The sequence below is a fragment of the Peptoniphilus sp. BV3C26 genome, from assembly GCF_000478985.1.
In the GTDB taxonomy this organism is placed as follows: Bacteria; Bacillota; Clostridia; order Tissierellales; family Peptoniphilaceae; genus Peptoniphilus_B; species Peptoniphilus_B koenoeneniae.
The window spans coordinates 32,272-49,165 of the sequence record NZ_AWXB01000063.1 but is presented as its reverse complement, the minus strand read 5'-3'; the positions used below and the strand labels follow the sequence as shown (position 1 = coordinate 49,165).

17 protein-coding genes are annotated in these 16,894 nt (G+C 28.6%); 15 read left to right on the top strand and 2 right to left on the bottom strand.

All coding sequences use genetic code 11. The annotated features are described in order from the left end of the window. Positions 1-37: 37 nt before the first annotated feature. The 7 genes from HMPREF1253_RS07965 to HMPREF1253_RS07935 all read left to right on the top strand — a co-directional run bounded on the left by HMPREF1253_RS07965 (position 38) and on the right by HMPREF1253_RS07935 (position 4,608). Positions 38-316, top strand: a complete 279-nt coding sequence (locus HMPREF1253_RS07965) for an HU family DNA-binding protein (protein ID WP_023056250.1) — start codon at positions 38-40, stop codon at positions 314-316. Positions 317-419: 103 nt separating this feature from the next. Further along, a complete protein-coding gene (gene rpmE / locus HMPREF1253_RS07960) occupies positions 420-620 on the top strand; it encodes a 50S ribosomal protein L31 (protein ID WP_023056242.1) in 201 nt (66 codons plus the stop codon). 53 nt (positions 621-673) lie between these two features. Beyond that, the gene (locus HMPREF1253_RS07955; RefSeq protein ID WP_036739895.1) at positions 674-1,582 is read left to right on the top strand and encodes a DUF1385 domain-containing protein; all 909 of its coding nucleotides are present in this window, start codon (positions 674-676) and stop codon (positions 1,580-1,582) included. Continuing rightward, positions 1,573-2,388 carry a peptide chain release factor N(5)-glutamine methyltransferase gene (gene prmC, locus HMPREF1253_RS07950; protein WP_023056254.1) on the top strand — a complete coding sequence of 272 codons (816 nt, stop codon included), beginning with the start codon at positions 1,573-1,575 and terminating at the stop codon, positions 2,386-2,388. The genes HMPREF1253_RS07955 and prmC overlap by 10 nt, the downstream gene beginning before the upstream one ends. Then, the gene (prfA, locus tag HMPREF1253_RS07945; protein ID WP_023056263.1) at positions 2,388-3,467 is read left to right on the top strand and encodes a peptide chain release factor 1; all 1,080 of its coding nucleotides are present in this window, start codon (positions 2,388-2,390) and stop codon (positions 3,465-3,467) included. The genes prmC and prfA overlap by 1 nt, the downstream gene beginning before the upstream one ends. Positions 3,468-3,602: 135 nt before the next feature. Next, a complete protein-coding gene (locus HMPREF1253_RS07940; RefSeq protein ID WP_023056273.1) occupies positions 3,603-4,148 on the top strand; it encodes a rubrerythrin family protein in 546 nt (181 codons plus the stop codon). A 145-nt stretch (positions 4,149-4,293) separates the two neighbouring features. Next, on the top strand, positions 4,294-4,608 hold the full coding sequence (locus HMPREF1253_RS07935; protein ID WP_023056294.1) for a YerC/YecD family TrpR-related protein: 315 nt from the start codon (positions 4,294-4,296) through the stop codon (positions 4,606-4,608). A gap of 106 nt (positions 4,609-4,714) precedes the next feature. On the opposite strand, the gene HMPREF1253_RS07930 is transcribed toward HMPREF1253_RS07935, so the two are convergent. Further along, positions 4,715-6,403 carry an NFACT family protein gene (locus tag HMPREF1253_RS07930; protein WP_023056225.1) on the bottom strand — a complete coding sequence of 563 codons (1,689 nt, stop codon included), beginning with the start codon at positions 6,401-6,403 and terminating at the stop codon, positions 4,715-4,717. Positions 6,404-6,540: 137 nt separating this feature from the next. Here HMPREF1253_RS07930 and HMPREF1253_RS07925 point away from each other — a divergent pair, with 137 nt between their 5' ends. Continuing rightward, positions 6,541-7,239 carry a response regulator transcription factor gene (locus HMPREF1253_RS07925; RefSeq protein WP_023056269.1) on the top strand — a complete coding sequence of 233 codons (699 nt, stop codon included), beginning with the start codon at positions 6,541-6,543 and terminating at the stop codon, positions 7,237-7,239. A gap of 4 nt (positions 7,240-7,243) precedes the next feature. Next, the gene (locus tag HMPREF1253_RS07920; RefSeq protein ID WP_023056249.1) at positions 7,244-9,343 is read left to right on the top strand and encodes a sensor histidine kinase KdpD; all 2,100 of its coding nucleotides are present in this window, start codon (positions 7,244-7,246) and stop codon (positions 9,341-9,343) included. 54 nt (positions 9,344-9,397) lie between these two features. Here HMPREF1253_RS07920 and HMPREF1253_RS07915 read toward each other — a convergent pair whose 3' ends face one another. Continuing rightward, on the bottom strand, positions 9,398-11,581 hold the full coding sequence (locus tag HMPREF1253_RS07915; protein WP_023056288.1) for a stalk domain-containing protein: 2,184 nt from the start codon (positions 11,579-11,581) through the stop codon (positions 9,398-9,400). 97 nt (positions 11,582-11,678) lie between these two features. On the opposite strand from HMPREF1253_RS07915, the gene HMPREF1253_RS09745 reads away from it, so the two are divergent. Genes HMPREF1253_RS09745 through dprA form a run of 6 tightly spaced genes read left to right on the top strand, consistent with a single transcriptional unit; the run spans position 11,679 to position 16,885 of the window. Continuing rightward, the gene (locus tag HMPREF1253_RS09745; protein ID WP_023056287.1) at positions 11,679-12,485 is read left to right on the top strand and encodes an HAD family hydrolase; all 807 of its coding nucleotides are present in this window, start codon (positions 11,679-11,681) and stop codon (positions 12,483-12,485) included. Between the two features lie 2 nt (positions 12,486-12,487). Continuing rightward, on the top strand, positions 12,488-13,318 hold the full coding sequence (gene ylqF / locus HMPREF1253_RS07905; RefSeq protein ID WP_036739890.1) for a ribosome biogenesis GTPase YlqF: 831 nt from the start codon (positions 12,488-12,490) through the stop codon (positions 13,316-13,318). Beyond that, the gene (locus HMPREF1253_RS07900; protein ID WP_023056292.1) at positions 13,315-13,923 is read left to right on the top strand and encodes a ribonuclease HII; all 609 of its coding nucleotides are present in this window, start codon (positions 13,315-13,317) and stop codon (positions 13,921-13,923) included. The genes ylqF and HMPREF1253_RS07900 overlap by 4 nt, the downstream gene beginning before the upstream one ends. Further along, the gene (locus HMPREF1253_RS07895) at positions 13,923-14,273 is read left to right on the top strand and encodes a YraN family protein (RefSeq protein ID WP_023056217.1); all 351 of its coding nucleotides are present in this window, start codon (positions 13,923-13,925) and stop codon (positions 14,271-14,273) included. The genes HMPREF1253_RS07900 and HMPREF1253_RS07895 overlap by 1 nt, the downstream gene beginning before the upstream one ends. 9 nt (positions 14,274-14,282) lie before the next feature. Then, on the top strand, positions 14,283-15,803 hold the full coding sequence (locus tag HMPREF1253_RS07890) for a YifB family Mg chelatase-like AAA ATPase (protein ID WP_023056279.1): 1,521 nt from the start codon (positions 14,283-14,285) through the stop codon (positions 15,801-15,803). Next, complete coding sequence (dprA, locus tag HMPREF1253_RS07885) at positions 15,803-16,885, top strand: DNA-processing protein DprA (RefSeq protein ID WP_023056237.1); 1,083 nt, start codon at positions 15,803-15,805, stop codon at positions 16,883-16,885. The genes HMPREF1253_RS07890 and dprA overlap by 1 nt, the downstream gene beginning before the upstream one ends. Positions 16,886-16,894 lie beyond the last annotated feature (9 nt).

The following is a 16,894-nucleotide window of genomic DNA, read 5'->3' as shown; positions in this document are numbered from 1 at the left end:
GTGTTTAAGCACTTTAATTAATATTAGGAGGATAATTATGAACAAATCAGAATTAGTTGCAAGTATTGCTGAAAAGAGCAATTTAACTAAAAAAGACGCTGAAATGGCTTTGAACGGATTTTTAAACTCAGTAGAAGAAGCTTTAGCAAAGGGAGAAAAAGTTCAACTTGTTGGATTCGGAACTTTTGAAGTTAGAGAAAGAAAAGCAAGAGAAGGAAGAAATCCTAGAAACCCAGAAGAAGTAATTAAAATTCCAGCATCTAAAGCACCAGTATTTAGAGCAGGTAAAGCACTAAAAGAATCAGTTAACAAATAATTTAAAGGATTTTAAATGCTGTATCTATGATACAGCTTTTTACTTGTATAAATAAAAAAAATGTGATAAAATCACATAATTGAGATTGTAAAGGAGGATAATGATGAAACAAGGAATACACCCGGAATATAAAGAAGCTACAGTTACTTGCGCTTGTGGAAATACTTTTAAAACAGGTTCAGTAAAAGATACATTAAAAGTTGAAGTTTGCTCAGAATGTCATCCTTTCTACACAGGAAGACAAAAGTTCAGCGATCACGGTGGACGTATTGAAAAATTCAACAAAAAATTCGGAAGAAAGTAATGTTTTGGGAGGTTGTAAACAACTTCCCATTTTATTTTATAAAAATTAAAAATATGGAAAAAATATACAATAAAAACTCATTTAAAACCACAATAGGTGGTCAAGCCTTAATCGAAGGTGTAATGATGAAAGGGCCGTCAAAAACAGCCATGGTTGTTAGAAAACCGGACGGACAAATTCAAATAAAAACTGAAAATAATAGAGATTTATCTAAAAAATATAAAATATTAAAATTACCTATTATAAGAGGGGCATATAGATTAATAGATGCCATGGTAATAGGAGTAAGGGCATTAAATTATTCAGCTTCATTTTATGATGAAGAGGAAAATAAAAAATCAAATAAATTGCAAGAAGTAGGATCAGTAATTTTTTCATTAGTAATTGCAATTTTATTTTTTATGATTTTACCATCTACATTAGCTGGATTTTTTAAAAAATTTATTAATAACTCAGTTATATTAAATTTAATTGAGGGGCTTATAAGGCTTATAATATTTTTTACTTACTTATTTTTTATTTCTAAACTTGAAGATATAAAAAGAGTATTTATGTATCACGGGAGCGAGCACAGAACAATCCATTGCTATGAAGCGAAAAAAGAATTAACTGTGGAAAATGTTCAATCTTTTCCAATAGTTCACCCAAGGTGCGGAACAAGCTTCTTATTTATGGTAATGATAATTTCTATTTTGGTATTATCATTTTTCGGTTGGCCAAATCTAATTTTAAGATTTTTTACCAGAATTTTAGCATTTCCCCTTATAGCAGGTATATCCTATGAAATCAATCGTTTTATAGGAAAATCTGATTCAAGAATTGCAAAAGTTCTATCAATTCCAGGTTTAGCAATACAAAAATACTTTACAGTAAAAGAGCCAACAGATGATATGGTTGAAGTTGCAATTTCATCTTTAAAAGAGGTTTTGCCTAAAGAGGGAGAAAGCGATTTATGGAAATAAATGAAGCTTTAGAATACGCTGTAAAGAGACTAAAAGCAATAAGCTATACAAACCCATACAATGAAAGTAAAACTATCTTAGAAGAGCTTTTAAAAGTTAACAGGGCCTATTTAATAGGTCATGGGGACCAAGAAATTCATAAGGATATATTTGAAAAATTAAAGTCAATTGTTGATAGAAGATTAAAGGGAGAGCCCTTGCAATATATTTTAGGCTTTGCAGATTTTTATGATGATAGATTTTATGTGAATCCATCAGTTTTAATTCCAAGATTTGATACAGAAACAAGCGTTGAAATTATAAAAACATATTTAAAAGATAAAAAAACTTTTTTGGAAATTGGAGTTGGAAGTGGAGCTGTAATTTTAAGCCTCGCGAAAATCTATAGGGAAAAAAATTTTACTGGAGTTGATATTTCTGAAAAAGCTATAGAAGTTGCAAATAAAAACAAAGAAAATTTAAAAATAAAAAATGCAGATATTTTTAAAAGTGATTTATTTTCTAATGTAAATGGAAAATTTGATATAATTTATTCAAATCCTCCATATATAAAGACAAGTGACATATTAAATTTACAAAAGGAAGTAAAAGATTATGAACCTAAACTTGCTCTTGATGGAGGAGAAGACGGTTTAAAATTTTATAAAAAAATTATAAAAGAGTATAAAAACTATATTAATCCAAAGGGTTTTCTTATTTTTGAAATAGGTTATGATCAGGGAGAAGATATAAAAAAACTTGCAGATGCAAAAATATTTAAAGATTTAAGCGGTAAAGATAGAGTCGCAGTTATTGAGGTGAGTTAATGTTTGAAAATTTAGAAGTGTTTCAAGAAAAATATAAGGAACTGGAAAAACAACTTATTGATGTTAATGTTATAAACAATTCAGAATTATTCCAAAAAGTATCTATAGAGTATGCCAATTTAGGACCTATAGTTGAGAAATATAAAGAATATAAAAGCACAAAAGAAAATATAGAAGACTTAAAGAAAATGCTTCAAGAAAAACTTGACGATGAAATGAAAGAACTCGTTAAAGAAGAATTAAAAGAAGATGAAGATAAAGTCTCAGAAATAGAAGAAGAATTGAAAATACTTTTAGTGCCAAAAGATCCTAATGACAACAGAAATGTTATAGTTGAAATAAGAGCAGGCGTCGGCGGAGATGAAGCTGCACTTTTTGCCGGAGTTTTATTTAGACAATACACAAGATATGCAGAAAGAAACGGCTGGAAAGTAGATGTAATGTCCACAAATGAAATAGGAATTGGTGGTTATAAAGAAGTTGTATTTATGATTGAAGGTAAAGGAGCCTATTCAAAACTAAAATTTGAATCAGGAGTTCATAGAGTTCAAAGAGTACCTGAAACCGAAAGCGGAGGAAGAATTCATACATCAACAGCAACAGTAGCAGTCCTACCAGAAGCAGAAGATGTAGAAGTGGAAATAAATCCGCAGGACATTCAAATCGACGTTTTCAGAGCTTCAGGAAATGGTGGACAATGTGTAAACACCACAGACTCAGCAGTAAGGCTTACCCATATTCCAACAGGCATAGTTATTTCAATGCAAGATGAGAAAAGTCAACTTAGAAACAAAGAAAAAGCTATGAAAATATTAAAAACAAAACTCTATGACATGAAAATACAAGAGCAAAATAAAGAATTATCAGCAGAAAAGAAAAACCAGATAGGAACAGGAGATAGGTCTGAAAGAATAAGGACATACAATTATCCCCAAGGAAGAGTAACAGACCATAGAATAGGGCTTACAAGTCATAAAATAGATGCAATAAATGACGGAGAACTTGATGAATTAATAGATGCACTTACTCAATATTCACAAGCAAAAAAAATTGAAAATATGGATAAAGAATTAAATTAAAAATTTAAATAATTTTTATAATAACGTGGTTAATTAATAATCACGTTATTTTCATTTAAATTGCTTAATTTTAGTACATTTTGTATAATAATATTAGTGGTTAATTAATATAATGAAATTTGGGAGGAAAAAATAATGAATCAAATGACAAGTGAAAATTTAAGATCTGCATTCGGTGGAGAAAGCCAAGCTCACATGAGATATGGAATTTGGGGAGAAAAAGCAGAAAAAGACGGTTTTAAAAATGTAAAAAGACTTTTTGATGCAACAAGTGAAGCAGAAAGAGTTCATGCAAAATTACACTTCAATGCCCTTAAAGATGTAAAGGGAGACTTTACAGTTGTATCAGGTGCAGGATTTGGAATTGGAGAAACTTCAGAAAATTTACAAGGTGCTGCAAATGGAGAAAGATTTGAATTTACACAAATGTATCCAGCATATATAGCAGTAGCTGAAATGCAAGGAGAAAAAGAAGCAGTAAAAGCAATGAGATTTGCAATAGAAGCTGAAAAAGTTCATGAAGTAAGATTTTTAAAAGCAAAAGAAGACGTTGACAATGGAAAAGATCTTCAAGCTGATAAAATTTTCCTTTGCCCAATTTGTGGATATATAACATTCGATGCAAGTGAAGAAACTTGCCCAATTTGCGGAACAAAATCTTCAAAATTCGTTGAATATTAATAAAAAATTAATTAAAAGCCCTTAGGGGCTTTTTTTACATAAAATATAAAATAATAATAAATAATTTAGAAAAAAATATAATTTTCTTGACTTTAGTGTGCAAAACTGTTAATATAGTTACGCATAAATGGGTTAGGAGGTAAAAATGTACAATTCAAAAATTAAAAGCAAGCAAACGGATGGACTTTTTGAAGCCATTTTACAATTAAAAGATTTAGAAGAATGTTATAGATTTTTTGATGATATCTGTACCGTAAAAGAAATTCAAGCAATATCTCAAAGACTTGAAGTAGTAAAACTTTTAGTTGAAAATAAAACATATCATGAAATTGAAGATGAGACAGGAGCAAGCACAGCAACAATATCAAGAATTAACAGATCACTTAATTACGGAAGTGACGGATATAAATTAGTTTTAGAAAGATTAGGAATAGATTTTTCAAAGAAAAAACCAAATTAGAAATAGCAGGGCACAAGCTCTGTTATTTTGTAAAAATTCTAAAAAGAAAAAATTAATTTACATAATAAAAATTAAATAAGAAAAAAATAGGAGCCTATTTAGGCTCTTATTTTACTATAATGGTTTTAAAGTCAGTGTATAATACAAGTCCTGGAATTTTGGCAGGATGCCTTTTTACAAATTTTTTTAAAGTGTAATCAACAGGGACGTTATTTGAAAATTTTTCTGAAGAAAATTTTTTTGCAAGTTGTGCAGCTTTTTCAATAGCGTTAACAGAATAATTTCTGCCGTCATATTTAATAAGGACATGAGATCCGGTGGAAGCTTGAACGTGAAACCAAAGACTGTCCCTTGTAGCAATTTTGAAAGTAAGTTCTTCATTTTGTCTGTTATTTTTTCCAACTAAAATTGTAAAACCGTCATCAGTTTTAAATTCCATAATTGATGATTTTTTAATTTTTTTATTAGCTTTTTTGTTTATATAACCAGTTTCTTTTAATTCTTCATGAATTTCTTTAAGTTCGGAAGAATTTTCGCATAAGCTTATATTTAAAAGGACGCTTTTTAAATATTCAATAGATGATTTCGTATTTTCAATTTGATCTTTTAAAAACATTTCTCTATTTTTAAGTTTTTGAAATTTTTTGTAATATTTTTGAGCGTTTAGTTGGGGATTTAACTTCTGATCAAGGGGAATTTTTATAAGTTTCATATTGTCATAAAAATTTTCAAGAGATATTTCCTTGATGTTGTTTTCAATTCTATAAAAATTTGAAGAAATTAAATCTCCATAAACTTTATAAATATCACGATTTTTAGCTTCTTCCATTTCAAAATTCAACTTTTCAAGTTTAGAAACTTGCCTATTTAAATTTTTTTCCACAAGTTTTTTTAATTCATTTTCCAGTTCATTTGAAATAGAATTTTCATATTTCTTATCTGAAAATTCTTCAATTAAATTTGAAATGCTATTAAAAGCAACCATTTCCTGCCCTTGATAGGATAAGGGTTCAAAAGCTGCATAATCAAAAAGTTTTTTATCAACGTAAATTTCTCTTGCCTTAAAGGGCTTTAAATTTTTATAAAAATTTATAAATGCATCATAAAAATTATCATCATAAGAAATTGCATTTTTTGGAGCATCTTCATCAACTTTTAAAATAAGGCAAAGTTCTCTTGCAATAAGAGGACTTATGCCAGTAAAATTATTCATAAAAAATTTTTTAAAAGCTTTTGAAGTTTCGTCCTTTTCAAATAAAATTTTAAAATCTTCTTTACTTATTGTGCGAGGATCAAGTTTTGTACTTATAGGATCTTCAGAATATATAAGTCCTGGAAGAATTTGTCTTACTCTTGAAAGGGAAAGGGGGATTCTTTTTATAGAATCAATTATTTTGTTATTTTCAGTCAAAATTATGTTTGAATATTTTCCCATAATTTCAACTATTAAAGTTTTTAAAACTTCATCTCCCAATTCATTTTTACTTAAAACATCCAAATAAAAAATTCTGTCAGTTTTAAATTGTCTTATATCTTTTACAAGTCCTCCTTGAAGATGTTTTCTCAAAACCATACAAAAGGTAGGAGCTTGCACAGGGTTTTCAAAGTTTTTTTCCGTTAAATTAATCCTCGGATTATTTGCAACGGAAATAAAAAGTTTAAATTTTTCTTTTCCCCTAAGGGCAATAAGAATTTCATTTTTATTTGGTTGGTAAATTTTTTCTATTTTTAAATTTAATATTTTTTCTCTTAATTCATCAACAAGAGCCATCATGACAATTCCATCAAATGCCATTTCATCACCTCATAAAAATTATAACAGAAATCGCTCTGATGTTATAATTAAGATAAAAATAAAGAAATTAATAAAAATGTAAGAAATATTAAACTTTAATTTTATATAATCTTGTTATTATAATTGTGGAGGTAAAAATGGATACTTATAAAATACTTGTAGCGGAAGATGAAAAAGAAATAAGAGATTTAATTGGAATTTATTTAAATAACGAAAAGTATAATGTAATTTTTGCATCAGATGGAAAAGAAGCTGTAAAAAAATATAAAGAAGAAAAACCGGACCTAATAATTATGGATTTAATGATGCCTGTAATGAATGGGGAAGAAGCTATAATTAAAATTAGGGAAGATTCTTATGTGCCGATTATTATTTTATCTGCAAAAAGTGAAGATTATGATAAGGTTATAGGTTTAAATATAGGTGCTGATGATTATATAACCAAGCCTTTTAACCCTTTAGAGCTAATGGCAAGGGTAAATGCAACTTTAAGAAGGTATAACAACTATAAGGACAATGAAAAAAAAGATGAGATTATAATAGGCAGTGTTCGATTAAATAAATCTGAAAAAACAATTTATTTGCAAAATAAAAAAATCGACTTAACTTTTCTTGAATATAAAATTTTGGAACTTTTAATGACAAATCCCAATAGAGTTTTCAGTATAGATGAAATATATGAAAGGATTTGGAATGAACCTGCCATAGATTCAAAGACAGTAACTGTTCACATTAGAAGAATAAGAGAGAAAATTGAAGTTGATCCTAAAAAGCCTGTTTATTTAAAAGTTCAATGGGGTCTGGGATATAAATTTGTAGATCCTTCAAGGAGTTGATATTTTGAAAAAATATTTTGAAAATCAAAAATATATGGTAAAATTTTTGCTTATTTGGACTTTCATAATTTTTTCTTTTATATTTATTTTTTCTCATAATAAAATTTATTCTATAAAAAATGATTTTGGAACAAGTATAAATTTTTATTTAAAAGATTTTTTAGGTGGTACTTTATATAAGAGAGAAGACAATAGAAGTTCGATTATAAAATTTGCCATAAGATCTTATAAAAAAATTAAACCTATAGACCAATCTTCCCTTTATGTAACGGCAACAGACGATAGAATCGTAGTAACTGACAGATATGATAATCTTGTATTTGAAGGTCCTCAAGGAAGTTATGACGAAGAAAAAGTAATTAAAGAATATAACGCAAAAGCAAACAAATTTTCTACAAGATATTTATCTAATATGGATACTTATGATCAAGAAGACCCACAGGATATTGAAAATTTAAATGAAGATTATGTTGTAAAGGGAGTTTGCAGGGACGGAGAGGTAAAGATAAAGGATAATTATGAAAAGTTAAAAGGAACTTTTGGAGAATTTGAACTTTCAAAAAATTATATGGGAGAAGATTTTGTTAAGGATTTTAAAAGAAATTTATATGACATTTATAAAAATATTAATAGCAAGGACATAAAATCCCTAAATTTTTATTATGCTGTAAATTATAAATCCAAGGAATTTTCAAACTTTATAAATACTTTAAATTCTTTAGCTTATACAGTCCCTATAACTAAAATATTTTTAAATATTTATGCTTTAGGTCTTATAATATTTGCCTTTTCTTTTAAAAACTCAAAACTGGAAGGAAAATTTAAAGAAATATTATTTAAAATTCCTTTGGAAATTTATATTTTATTCTTTTTACTTCTATTAGCCATTACTTTTAGAGTATCGTGGAAAGTTTTAGATAATGTTATTTTATACAATGAAAGTTTTATAAGAGTATTTAATAAAAATTTCAACATTTACTTATTATCAAAAGTGATTTTAAGTCTTTTATTATTTTTACTTGTATTTTTAATAAAAGATTTGTGGATAAATAGAACAAATTCAAAAGTTATAGAAAATTCTGCTGGCTTGCGTCTTATAAATGCTATTCAATCAGTATTCGGTTTGGGGAACTTAAACGGAATCAAGCTTATTATTATTTTTGTATTTTTATTTTTACTTGGTGTCTTTGCGGCGAGCGTATTTGGAATTGATTACTACAGAGAAATCTTAATAATTTGTTGGCTTATATTTTTAGTCTTTGTTTTTCTGTTCATTTATAAAAATTTAAAAGAGTTTAAAAATATTATTGCAAAGACTGAAAAAATGAAAGATGGAAACTTTGATGACAAAATTAAAAATGTAAGAGGCTTTGATAAGCTTTCAGACAATTTAAATAATATTAATTCTAACCTTCAAAATGCAGTTAATGATGCTATAAAAAGCGAAAAGTTAAAATCTGAGCTTATTACAAATGTTTCTCACGATTTAAAAACTCCGCTTACTTCTATAATTAATTATTCAGAACTTTTGAAAAACAATGATTTAAAAGAGGAAGATATAAAAAAATACTCTGAAATAATATTTGAAAAAAGTATAAGAATAAAAAATTTAATTGAAGATCTTTTTGAAATTTCAAAAATTTCTTCAGGAGTTATAGAAATAAAACCTGAGAGGATAGATTTAAAGGAAATGCTTTATCAAGTCCTTGGGGAATGGCAGGATAAATTTGATGAAAAACATTTAGAAATAAAGCTAAATTTATCTGATCAACCAACTATATTGTATTTAGATGCAAATAAAACTCAAAGAGTTCTTGATAATATTATGAGTAATATTTATAAGTATGCTCTAAAGGGGACGAGAGTTTACATTGATTTAATAAAAGATGTGAAATTGTATTTAATAATAAAAAATATTGCAAATTATGAGCTTAACATAGATAGTCAAAGCCTTTTTGAAAGATTTACAAGAGCAGATAGTGCAAGAAATTCAGAAGGCTCTGGTATAGGTTTATCTATAGCAAAATCTTTTGTCGAAGCCCAAGGAGGAAAATTTAATATTTCCATTGACGGAGATTTATTTAAACAAACTATAACTTTTTAATAATAAGAAAACTCGTCCAAAATAGGGCGAGTTTTTTCTTACCATAAATTATTTTTAATTATTAGTTAAATCTTTTGAATTATTATTATTATTTTGTTGCACGTTCTTATTTTGCTTATTATTGGAATTTATATTTTCCTTATTTTCAGAATTAGGTACAGTATTTTTATTTACTGACTTGCTTGTATCTACAATAGTTATTTCTCTATTTTTATCATTATATAAAACCTTCATTCCTATTGTTTCTGAAATAAATCTTATGGGAACATAAGTCCTATTTTCTTTTATAAGGGCAGGGGAATCAATTTTTTCATTTTGTCCGTTAACACTTACAGATTCTGAATTAATAGGAATTAAAATATTTTTATCTGCAATTTTTACTTCAACAGTTTTATTTTCAGAATTCCAATTTACATCTCCCTTTAAAGCTTCAACAATAAATCTTATAGGCACAAGAGTTCTTGAGTTTTTAACAAAAGGCTTTGCGTCCATTTTACCGGGAATATTATTTACAAAGTAATTTTGATCATTTATTTTCATTTTAATTGTAGATGCATCCTTAGAAAGTAAAATTGTTTGAAATTTTCTATTTCCGTTTTGAATATTTAAAGTAATATAAGGATTTATCATTTCATTAATTAAAATTTTTCCATTTCCAAAATCTGAAATTACTCCATCATCAGATGAAATAGTAAAAATTTGCGGATTTAAATCAAAGCTTTTATTACTATTGTCAATTCCTTTAAATTGCAAATCGACTTGTGAATTATTACCTACAATTTCCATACTTGGAATAACTTGCAAATCTTTTAAGTCGCTTAAATCTTTAATATTAACGGTTTTTAAACCGCTTATACCATCGGCACTGGTTATGGCTATATCTATAGGTCCAGGAATTGTTGCAAGGAAATATTCTCCATTCCAATTTGTTTCTTGACCGCTCATATCATAGACTGAATAGCCTATATTTTTTATATCCATGGGAATTAAATTTGTATCCCAAGCACTCTTTATTGAATACTTTGCAGATTGACCTATATATAAAGTATCAGGACCTGCAATTTTAAAACCTGCAAGAATTCCAGTTGCAGGGGCTGTAGTGTGAAGTCCAATTCCGTTTACAACTTTTCTTTCGGCATTATTTTTTTCAGGATTTATTATTCTTGTTCTTTGAGTATCCCCAAGTTTTTTTACAACCATTGCTGTAGAGCCTCCACCATCTAAATTAAAAGCTCTATAACAGCCGAGTTCTACAAATATTTTAGACATATCATTTAAAGTTAGTCCAGCTGAACGACTTGTCCTTCCTTCTGCACTTAATAAGAATAACTTGCTTCCATCTTTTGAAACTCCAGCAGCAGTTCTTGCACGTCTACCTCCAAGAACATTTATATCTTTTGTGTATTTTACAGGTTTATTATCATTAACTAAAAGGGCGTGGCCGCCTATTAAAAATTTCCAGTTTTTATTTGGAGAAATATTATTTTCAATTTGAATTTTATCTCCAATTTTTGTATTCTTGTCAAAAAATTCTTTGGCTTTTTTTGACACTTGAAGTATTGTTTTTCCTTGAGGAACAGCAAAAGGGAAATTTTTATCCACACTTATTTGTTCAATAGTTCCGTCAGCTCCAACTAAAATTTCCGAATTTTTTTTATCTCCACGAGACTTTGCAGCCCACATATCATTGTAAGCTTGAATTTTACTTTCGTGAGAATATTCTTTAGTTGTATCGTACCAATAATAACTTCTGTTTAAACCAGCAATGGGAAAAGTTTGTCCATTAGGTGCAGTTACTGATCCCGAGGATTTAATTTGAAGTATTTCTCCTTTATTGTTTTCGTCAATTCCAAGGCAATAAACTTCAGTTATTATACTTTGAGAAGAATATAAAACTCCATCTTCCATTGAAGGGCCTTCGGGCACTCCTTGAAGAGCCATGTTGAAGAAATCACCGTTAGTTGCAGCTAAAGCATTTGTAGAATCAGCCATATCTGAAACACTTGCTCTTTGTGTGTATTTTCCTTTTCCTGTCATTAAATCTATTTTAAAATAAGGATTATTTAAATCACAAACAAGAACTACAACTTTTGTAGACTTATTTTCATTAATTTTGTAAGTATACTCAGTTTTTGTGATTGCAGTAGATATATTTTCTGAATTGTTTTCACTTAAATTTGCAAAGACATTTATTGGCAAAAGTAATACAATTAAGAAAAATGTAATAATTTTTTTCATATAGAAACCTCCTTTTGTAATAATATAACAAGAGGGGTTAAGATTCAAGAAGTTGCAAGCTCAAAAGCTCCTATGCTAATATTTAAGGGGTGATAAAATGATAAAATTAATTGCGATAGATTTAGACGGAACACTTTTAAATGATAAAAAAGAAGTGAATCCTAAAGATATAGACTATTTAAAAAATTTAATTGATAAAGGAATAAAAGTTGCAGTAACAACGGGGCGAGATTTTTTCAGTGCAAAATCTTTTTTCCCAGATGATTTAAAATTAACTTTCGTAACCCTAAGTGGAAATGCAATTTTTGATTATGAGGGAAATGAAATTTATGCAAATTATTTTGATTATGAAACTATTTTAAAACTTTCTAATTTCAGTGATGACAATTTTTTGACCCACGTTAATGGTTATAAAAGCAAATATAATGTTTTAATGTTAAATGGCAATTATAGTACGGAAGTGAAAAAATACATTGAAAGATTTTATTTTCCTGTAAAATTTGTAGATAAATTTGAAAAAAATGAAAAGTATTTTTCTTGTGTCTTTGTAGGAGATGTCAATTATCTTTACAACTTATCAAAAGAAATTGAAAAAGTGGAAAATAATTTAAATTTTTATTTAATGCCAACAAATTTACCTGAATACTATATGCTTGAAATTGTTCAAGGAGGAATTTCAAAATTTACCGCATTAAAAAGACTTATGGAAAAATTTAACATAAATAATGAAGAAGTTATGGCTTTTGGCGATGAAGAAAATGATATGGAAATGCTTTCAAGTGTTAAATACGGATACATTATGAAAAATGCAAGAAAGACTTTAAAAAACAAATTAAAAGAAACTGCTTTTACCAACAATGAAGGCGGAGTTATAAAAACCATAAAGGAATGGGATTTAATATGAGTATGAATATAAACTGGTATCCAGGTCATATGAAAAAAACTCTTGATGAAATCAAATCAAAACAAAAATTAGTTGATTTTGTAATTGAAATAATTGATTCCAGAATACCTATATCAAGTAGAAATCCACTCTTTGATTCAATAATTTCAAAAAAAAGACTTGTTATTTTAAATAAATCAGACTTGTCAGATCCAAGGCAAAATGCCCTGTGGGTAGATAAGATAAATTGTAATAATGAAAGAGCAATTCTTTATAATTCTTTAAAAAATAACAGGGATTTAATTGTTAAAGAATCAAAATCTCTAATGGAAGAGATTATAAAAAATAAAGAGGAAAAGGGAATAAACCATGGACCTTTAAGAGCTATGATTGTGGGAATACCGAATTCAGGAAAGTCAACTTTTATAAATAATGTTAGTGGAAAAAAATCTGCAAAAACTGGCAATAAACCAGGAATAACAAAAACAAATCAGTGGATAAAAATAAATCCTGAGCTACAATTGTTGGATACACCAGGTATTCTTTGGCCTAAATTTACTGAAGAAACATCCATTCATTTAGCTTGGACTGGAGCTATAAAGGATGAAATCATAGATATTGAAACTCTTGCCTATAAATTTGTAGAGAACATTTTAAGCTATAAACCTGAAATTTTAATTGAGAGATATAATATTGATTTAGATGAAGATCCTCTTAAAGTTATGGATAATATTGCTAAAAAAAGAGGAGCAATTATGAAGGGTAATGAAATTGATTATACTAAAGTTTCAAATGTCATCCTTGATGAGTTTAGAAAGGGAGTGCTTGGCAGAATAAGCCTTGAAAGATTATGATAGACTATGAAGGAAAATATTTAGGCCAAGGTTATAAAAATATTGTTGGTATTGATGAAGTAGGTAGAGGATGTCTTTTTGGAGATGTTGTAGCTGCTGCGGTTATTATGCCTGAAAATAGAATCTTAGGTGTAAATGATTCAAAAAAATTAACTGAAAAGCAAAGAGAAAGTCTTTATGACAAAATTCTTAGAGATGCTATTGCAGTGGGAATAGGAAGAATGGATTCAGTTACTATTGATAAAGTTAATATAAAAATGGCAACTCACCTTGCTATGCTTCTTGCCGTAGAAAACTTAAGAACAAGGGATAATTTAAGAATTTATCCGGATTTGCTCTTAATAGATGCAGAACATATTGAAACAAAAATTGACCAAGTTGATATCATAAAAGGGGATGCAAACTGCTACTCAATTGCTTGTGCTTCAATTGTCGCTAAAGTTTTTAGAGATAGACTTTGTAAAAAGTGGGAAAAGATGTATCCAGGATATGGAATAGAAAAACACAAGGGATATGGAACGAAAGCTCACAGAGATGCTATTAAAGAACTTGGATCAAGTAAATTGCACAGACAGTCTTTCTTGAAAAATAAGGATAATTGGTAATGAATAAATATTATGGAAATTTAGGTGAAGATATAGCTTGTAACTTTTTAAAAAATGAAGGTTATGAAATCTTAGACAGAAATTATAGAATAATTAATTCGGAAATAGATATTATCGCTCGCGACAGGGCCACATTGGTTTTTGTTGAAGTAAAAACAAGAAATAATGAAAATTATGGAAGAGCTGTAGAGGCTGTTACTGATACGAAAATTAAAAGGATAATTACAGGAGCAAAAAATTATATTTATACTAAAAAATTTTTTGATGTTTCAGTAAGGTTTGACGTTATAGAAGTTTATTTAAAAAGCGGAAAAATAAATCATATTAAAGATGCTTTTTCAGTATTGTGAGGGTTTGTAATGTATGCAAAAATAAAAACATGTACTCTTGTAGGACTTGAAGGAAGAGAAATAGAGGTAGAAACGGATATTTCTTTAGGTATGCCCAGGCTTACCATAGTGGGTCTTGCAGATACTGCAATTAAAGAATCCGGCGAAAGAGTAAGATCGGCAATAAAAAATTCATCATATTCATATCCAAGAGAAAGAATCACAATAAATCTTGCTCCTGCAGATATAAAAAAAGATGGCTCACAAATGGATCTTGCTATTGCAATTTCCATGATGTGTGCAAATGACGAAATTAATGAAGCTTGTGATTCTTACATATTCATAGGGGAGCTTGCCCTTGACGGAAGTTTAAAGGGAGTTAGAGGAGTTCTTCCTATGGTGATTTCCATGAGAAGTTTGGGAAATAAAAAATTTATTATTCCTTATGAAAATAGAAATGAATGTGGCGTAATTAAAGATGTTGACATATATCCTGCAAAGTCTTTAAAAGAAGTTGTTGACTTCTTACAGGGAAATGGTAAACTCGAAAAGTTTTCAAATGGATTTAAACAAGAAGACTCAAAATTTGAATTAGATTTTAAAGACTTAAAAGGTCAAGAAAGAATAAAAAGGGTTTTTGAAATAAGTGCAGCTTCAAGAATAAATTTACTTCTTGTAGGAGTGCCAGGTTCCGGAAAAACAATGGCAGCAAAAAGATTTCCTTCTATTTTACCTAAGTTAACTTTTGAAGAATCAATAGAAGTTTCTAAAATTTATTCTGTTGCAGGTCTTTTAAATGAAGGCACTTTAATTTCTATCCCTCCATTTAGGTCTCCTCACCATACTGCCAGTGCCGTCTCTTTAATAGGAGGAGGAAGAATACCTAAGCCTGGAGAAATTTCCCTTTCTCACAGAGGAGTTTTATTTTTAGATGAACTTCCAGAATTTAATAAAAATGTTCTTGAAGTTTTAAGGGAGCCTCTTGAATCAAAGTCCATACATATAAGTAGAGCCAATGCTTCTTTAACTTACCCTGCAGATTTCATCTTAGTTGGAGCTTTAAATCCATGTCCCTGCGGCTACCACGGGAGCAAAGTTCATGAATGTAATTGTAGCCAAAGTCAAATTGAAAGATATCTGGCGAAAATTTCGCATCCTCTTTTAGATAGAATTGATATGCACTTAGAAGTCTCTGAGGTGGATTATAAGGACTTAAAAAATGAACCCTATGGAGAAGATTCAGAAACCATAAGAAGACGCGTAGAGGAGGCGAGAGAGCTTCAGAAGGATAGATATAAGGAAGAGTTCTTCAACCTAAATGGAGAAATGCCAGACAAATTTATTTCCAAGTATTGTAAATTAAATGCAGCCTGTGAAAAAATAATGGAATTAAGTTTTAAAAAATATGGATTTTCAGCAAGGACTTATAATAAACTTTTAAAAATCTCACGAACCATAGCAGATTTAGATAAGTCAACTGACATCAAAGAAATGCATCTTCTTGAGGCTATAAGATATAGAACCATGGATACAAAATATTGGAGCAAATAATGAAAGGACTTAGAAATCTTTTAATTTATTTAAATGGCATAGGAATTGTAAACGACCAGATAATTGAAATTAAAAATTATTTTGAAGCTAATAACTTAAATTTTGAAGATATAAGAAAAATAGATGAGTTTATTGATTTGTTAGATTTTTTAAGACCGGCAACTAAATTGAGATTAAAAAATTTTGATGAGGGATTTTTTGAAAGATTAGATAATCATCTTAAGGGAAAAGATACAAAAATAATAAGTATATTTGATGAAAATTATCCTGAAAATTTGAAATATATTGACAATCCGCCACAAGTTCTATATCTTAATGGATATATTCCTGAGGAAGTAAAAATTGGAGTTGTAGGTGCAAGAAAGTATTCTGATTATGGAGAATTTGTAACAAAAAAATTTGTAAGAGAACTTACTGATCTTGGAGCGGTTATTGTTTCAGGTCTTGCTTATGGAATAGATTCCATTGCCCATAGAACGTGTCTTGAAAATAAAGGAAAAACTATTGGAGTTTTAGGCAATGGAGTTGATGTTATATATCCTTATAAAAATCAGAGCTTATATGAAAAAGTTTCAAAAAATGGTGGAGTAATTTCAGAATATCCCTTTGAAACTCAACCTTTACCTTTTAGGTTTCCTGAAAGAAATAGAATTATTTCAGGTTTAAGCTCAGCGATTATTGTTATGGAAGCAAGAACTAAAAGTGGTTCTCTGATTACAGCAAGAATTGGAGCAGAACAGGGGAAGGAAATTTTTTCAGTTCCTGGAAATATTAATTCACCTCTTTCTGAGGGAACAAATTTACTTATAAGGGATGGGGCATATCCTCTTTTATCCATTGATGACATTTTAAGTAAAATAAGCGAGCTTAATCAAAATAAAAAGATGGTAGCTCTTAAGAGTGATGAACTGGGAGAAGATGAAAAAGAAATTTATGAATTAATTTATAATGGAATAAAAGACGTGGAAAAAATTGCAGCTAACAGCAAATATAATATATCTTTTGTTAGCGGAATACTTACAGTTTTAGAATTAAAGGGATTTATAGAAGAAGTAGGTAAGGGAGAATTTAGCATTAGATAGGAGTTAGTT

Excerpts from the sequence above, each read along its gene's own strand:
- HMPREF1253_RS07965 (WP_023056250.1), top strand. The coding sequence starts at position 38 with ATGAACAAATCAGAATTAGTTGCAAGTATTGCTGAAAAGAGCAATTTA.
- rpmE (WP_023056242.1), top strand. The coding sequence starts at position 420 with ATGAAACAAGGAATACACCCGGAATATAAAGAAGCTACAGTTACTTGC.
- HMPREF1253_RS07955 (WP_036739895.1), top strand. The coding sequence starts at position 674 with ATGGAAAAAATATACAATAAAAACTCATTTAAAACCACAATAGGTGGT.
- prmC (WP_023056254.1), top strand. The coding sequence starts at position 1,573 with ATGGAAATAAATGAAGCTTTAGAATACGCTGTAAAGAGACTAAAAGCA.
- prfA (WP_023056263.1), top strand. The coding sequence starts at position 2,388 with ATGTTTGAAAATTTAGAAGTGTTTCAAGAAAAATATAAGGAACTGGAA.
- HMPREF1253_RS07940 (WP_023056273.1), top strand. The coding sequence starts at position 3,603 with ATGAATCAAATGACAAGTGAAAATTTAAGATCTGCATTCGGTGGAGAA.
- HMPREF1253_RS07935 (WP_023056294.1), top strand. The coding sequence starts at position 4,294 with ATGTACAATTCAAAAATTAAAAGCAAGCAAACGGATGGACTTTTTGAA.
- HMPREF1253_RS07930 (WP_023056225.1), bottom strand. The coding sequence starts at position 6,403 with ATGGCATTTGATGGAATTGTCATGATGGCTCTTGTTGATGAATTAAGA.
- HMPREF1253_RS07925 (WP_023056269.1), top strand. The coding sequence starts at position 6,541 with ATGGATACTTATAAAATACTTGTAGCGGAAGATGAAAAAGAAATAAGA.
- HMPREF1253_RS07915 (WP_023056288.1), bottom strand. The coding sequence starts at position 11,581 with ATGAAAAAAATTATTACATTTTTCTTAATTGTATTACTTTTGCCAATA.
- HMPREF1253_RS09745 (WP_023056287.1), top strand. The coding sequence starts at position 11,679 with ATGATAAAATTAATTGCGATAGATTTAGACGGAACACTTTTAAATGAT.
- ylqF (WP_036739890.1), top strand. The coding sequence starts at position 12,488 with ATGAATATAAACTGGTATCCAGGTCATATGAAAAAAACTCTTGATGAA.
- HMPREF1253_RS07900 (WP_023056292.1), top strand. The coding sequence starts at position 13,315 with ATGATAGACTATGAAGGAAAATATTTAGGCCAAGGTTATAAAAATATT.
- HMPREF1253_RS07895 (WP_023056217.1), top strand. The coding sequence starts at position 13,923 with ATGAATAAATATTATGGAAATTTAGGTGAAGATATAGCTTGTAACTTT.
- HMPREF1253_RS07890 (WP_023056279.1), top strand. The coding sequence starts at position 14,283 with ATGTATGCAAAAATAAAAACATGTACTCTTGTAGGACTTGAAGGAAGA.
- dprA (WP_023056237.1), top strand. The coding sequence starts at position 15,803 with ATGAAAGGACTTAGAAATCTTTTAATTTATTTAAATGGCATAGGAATT.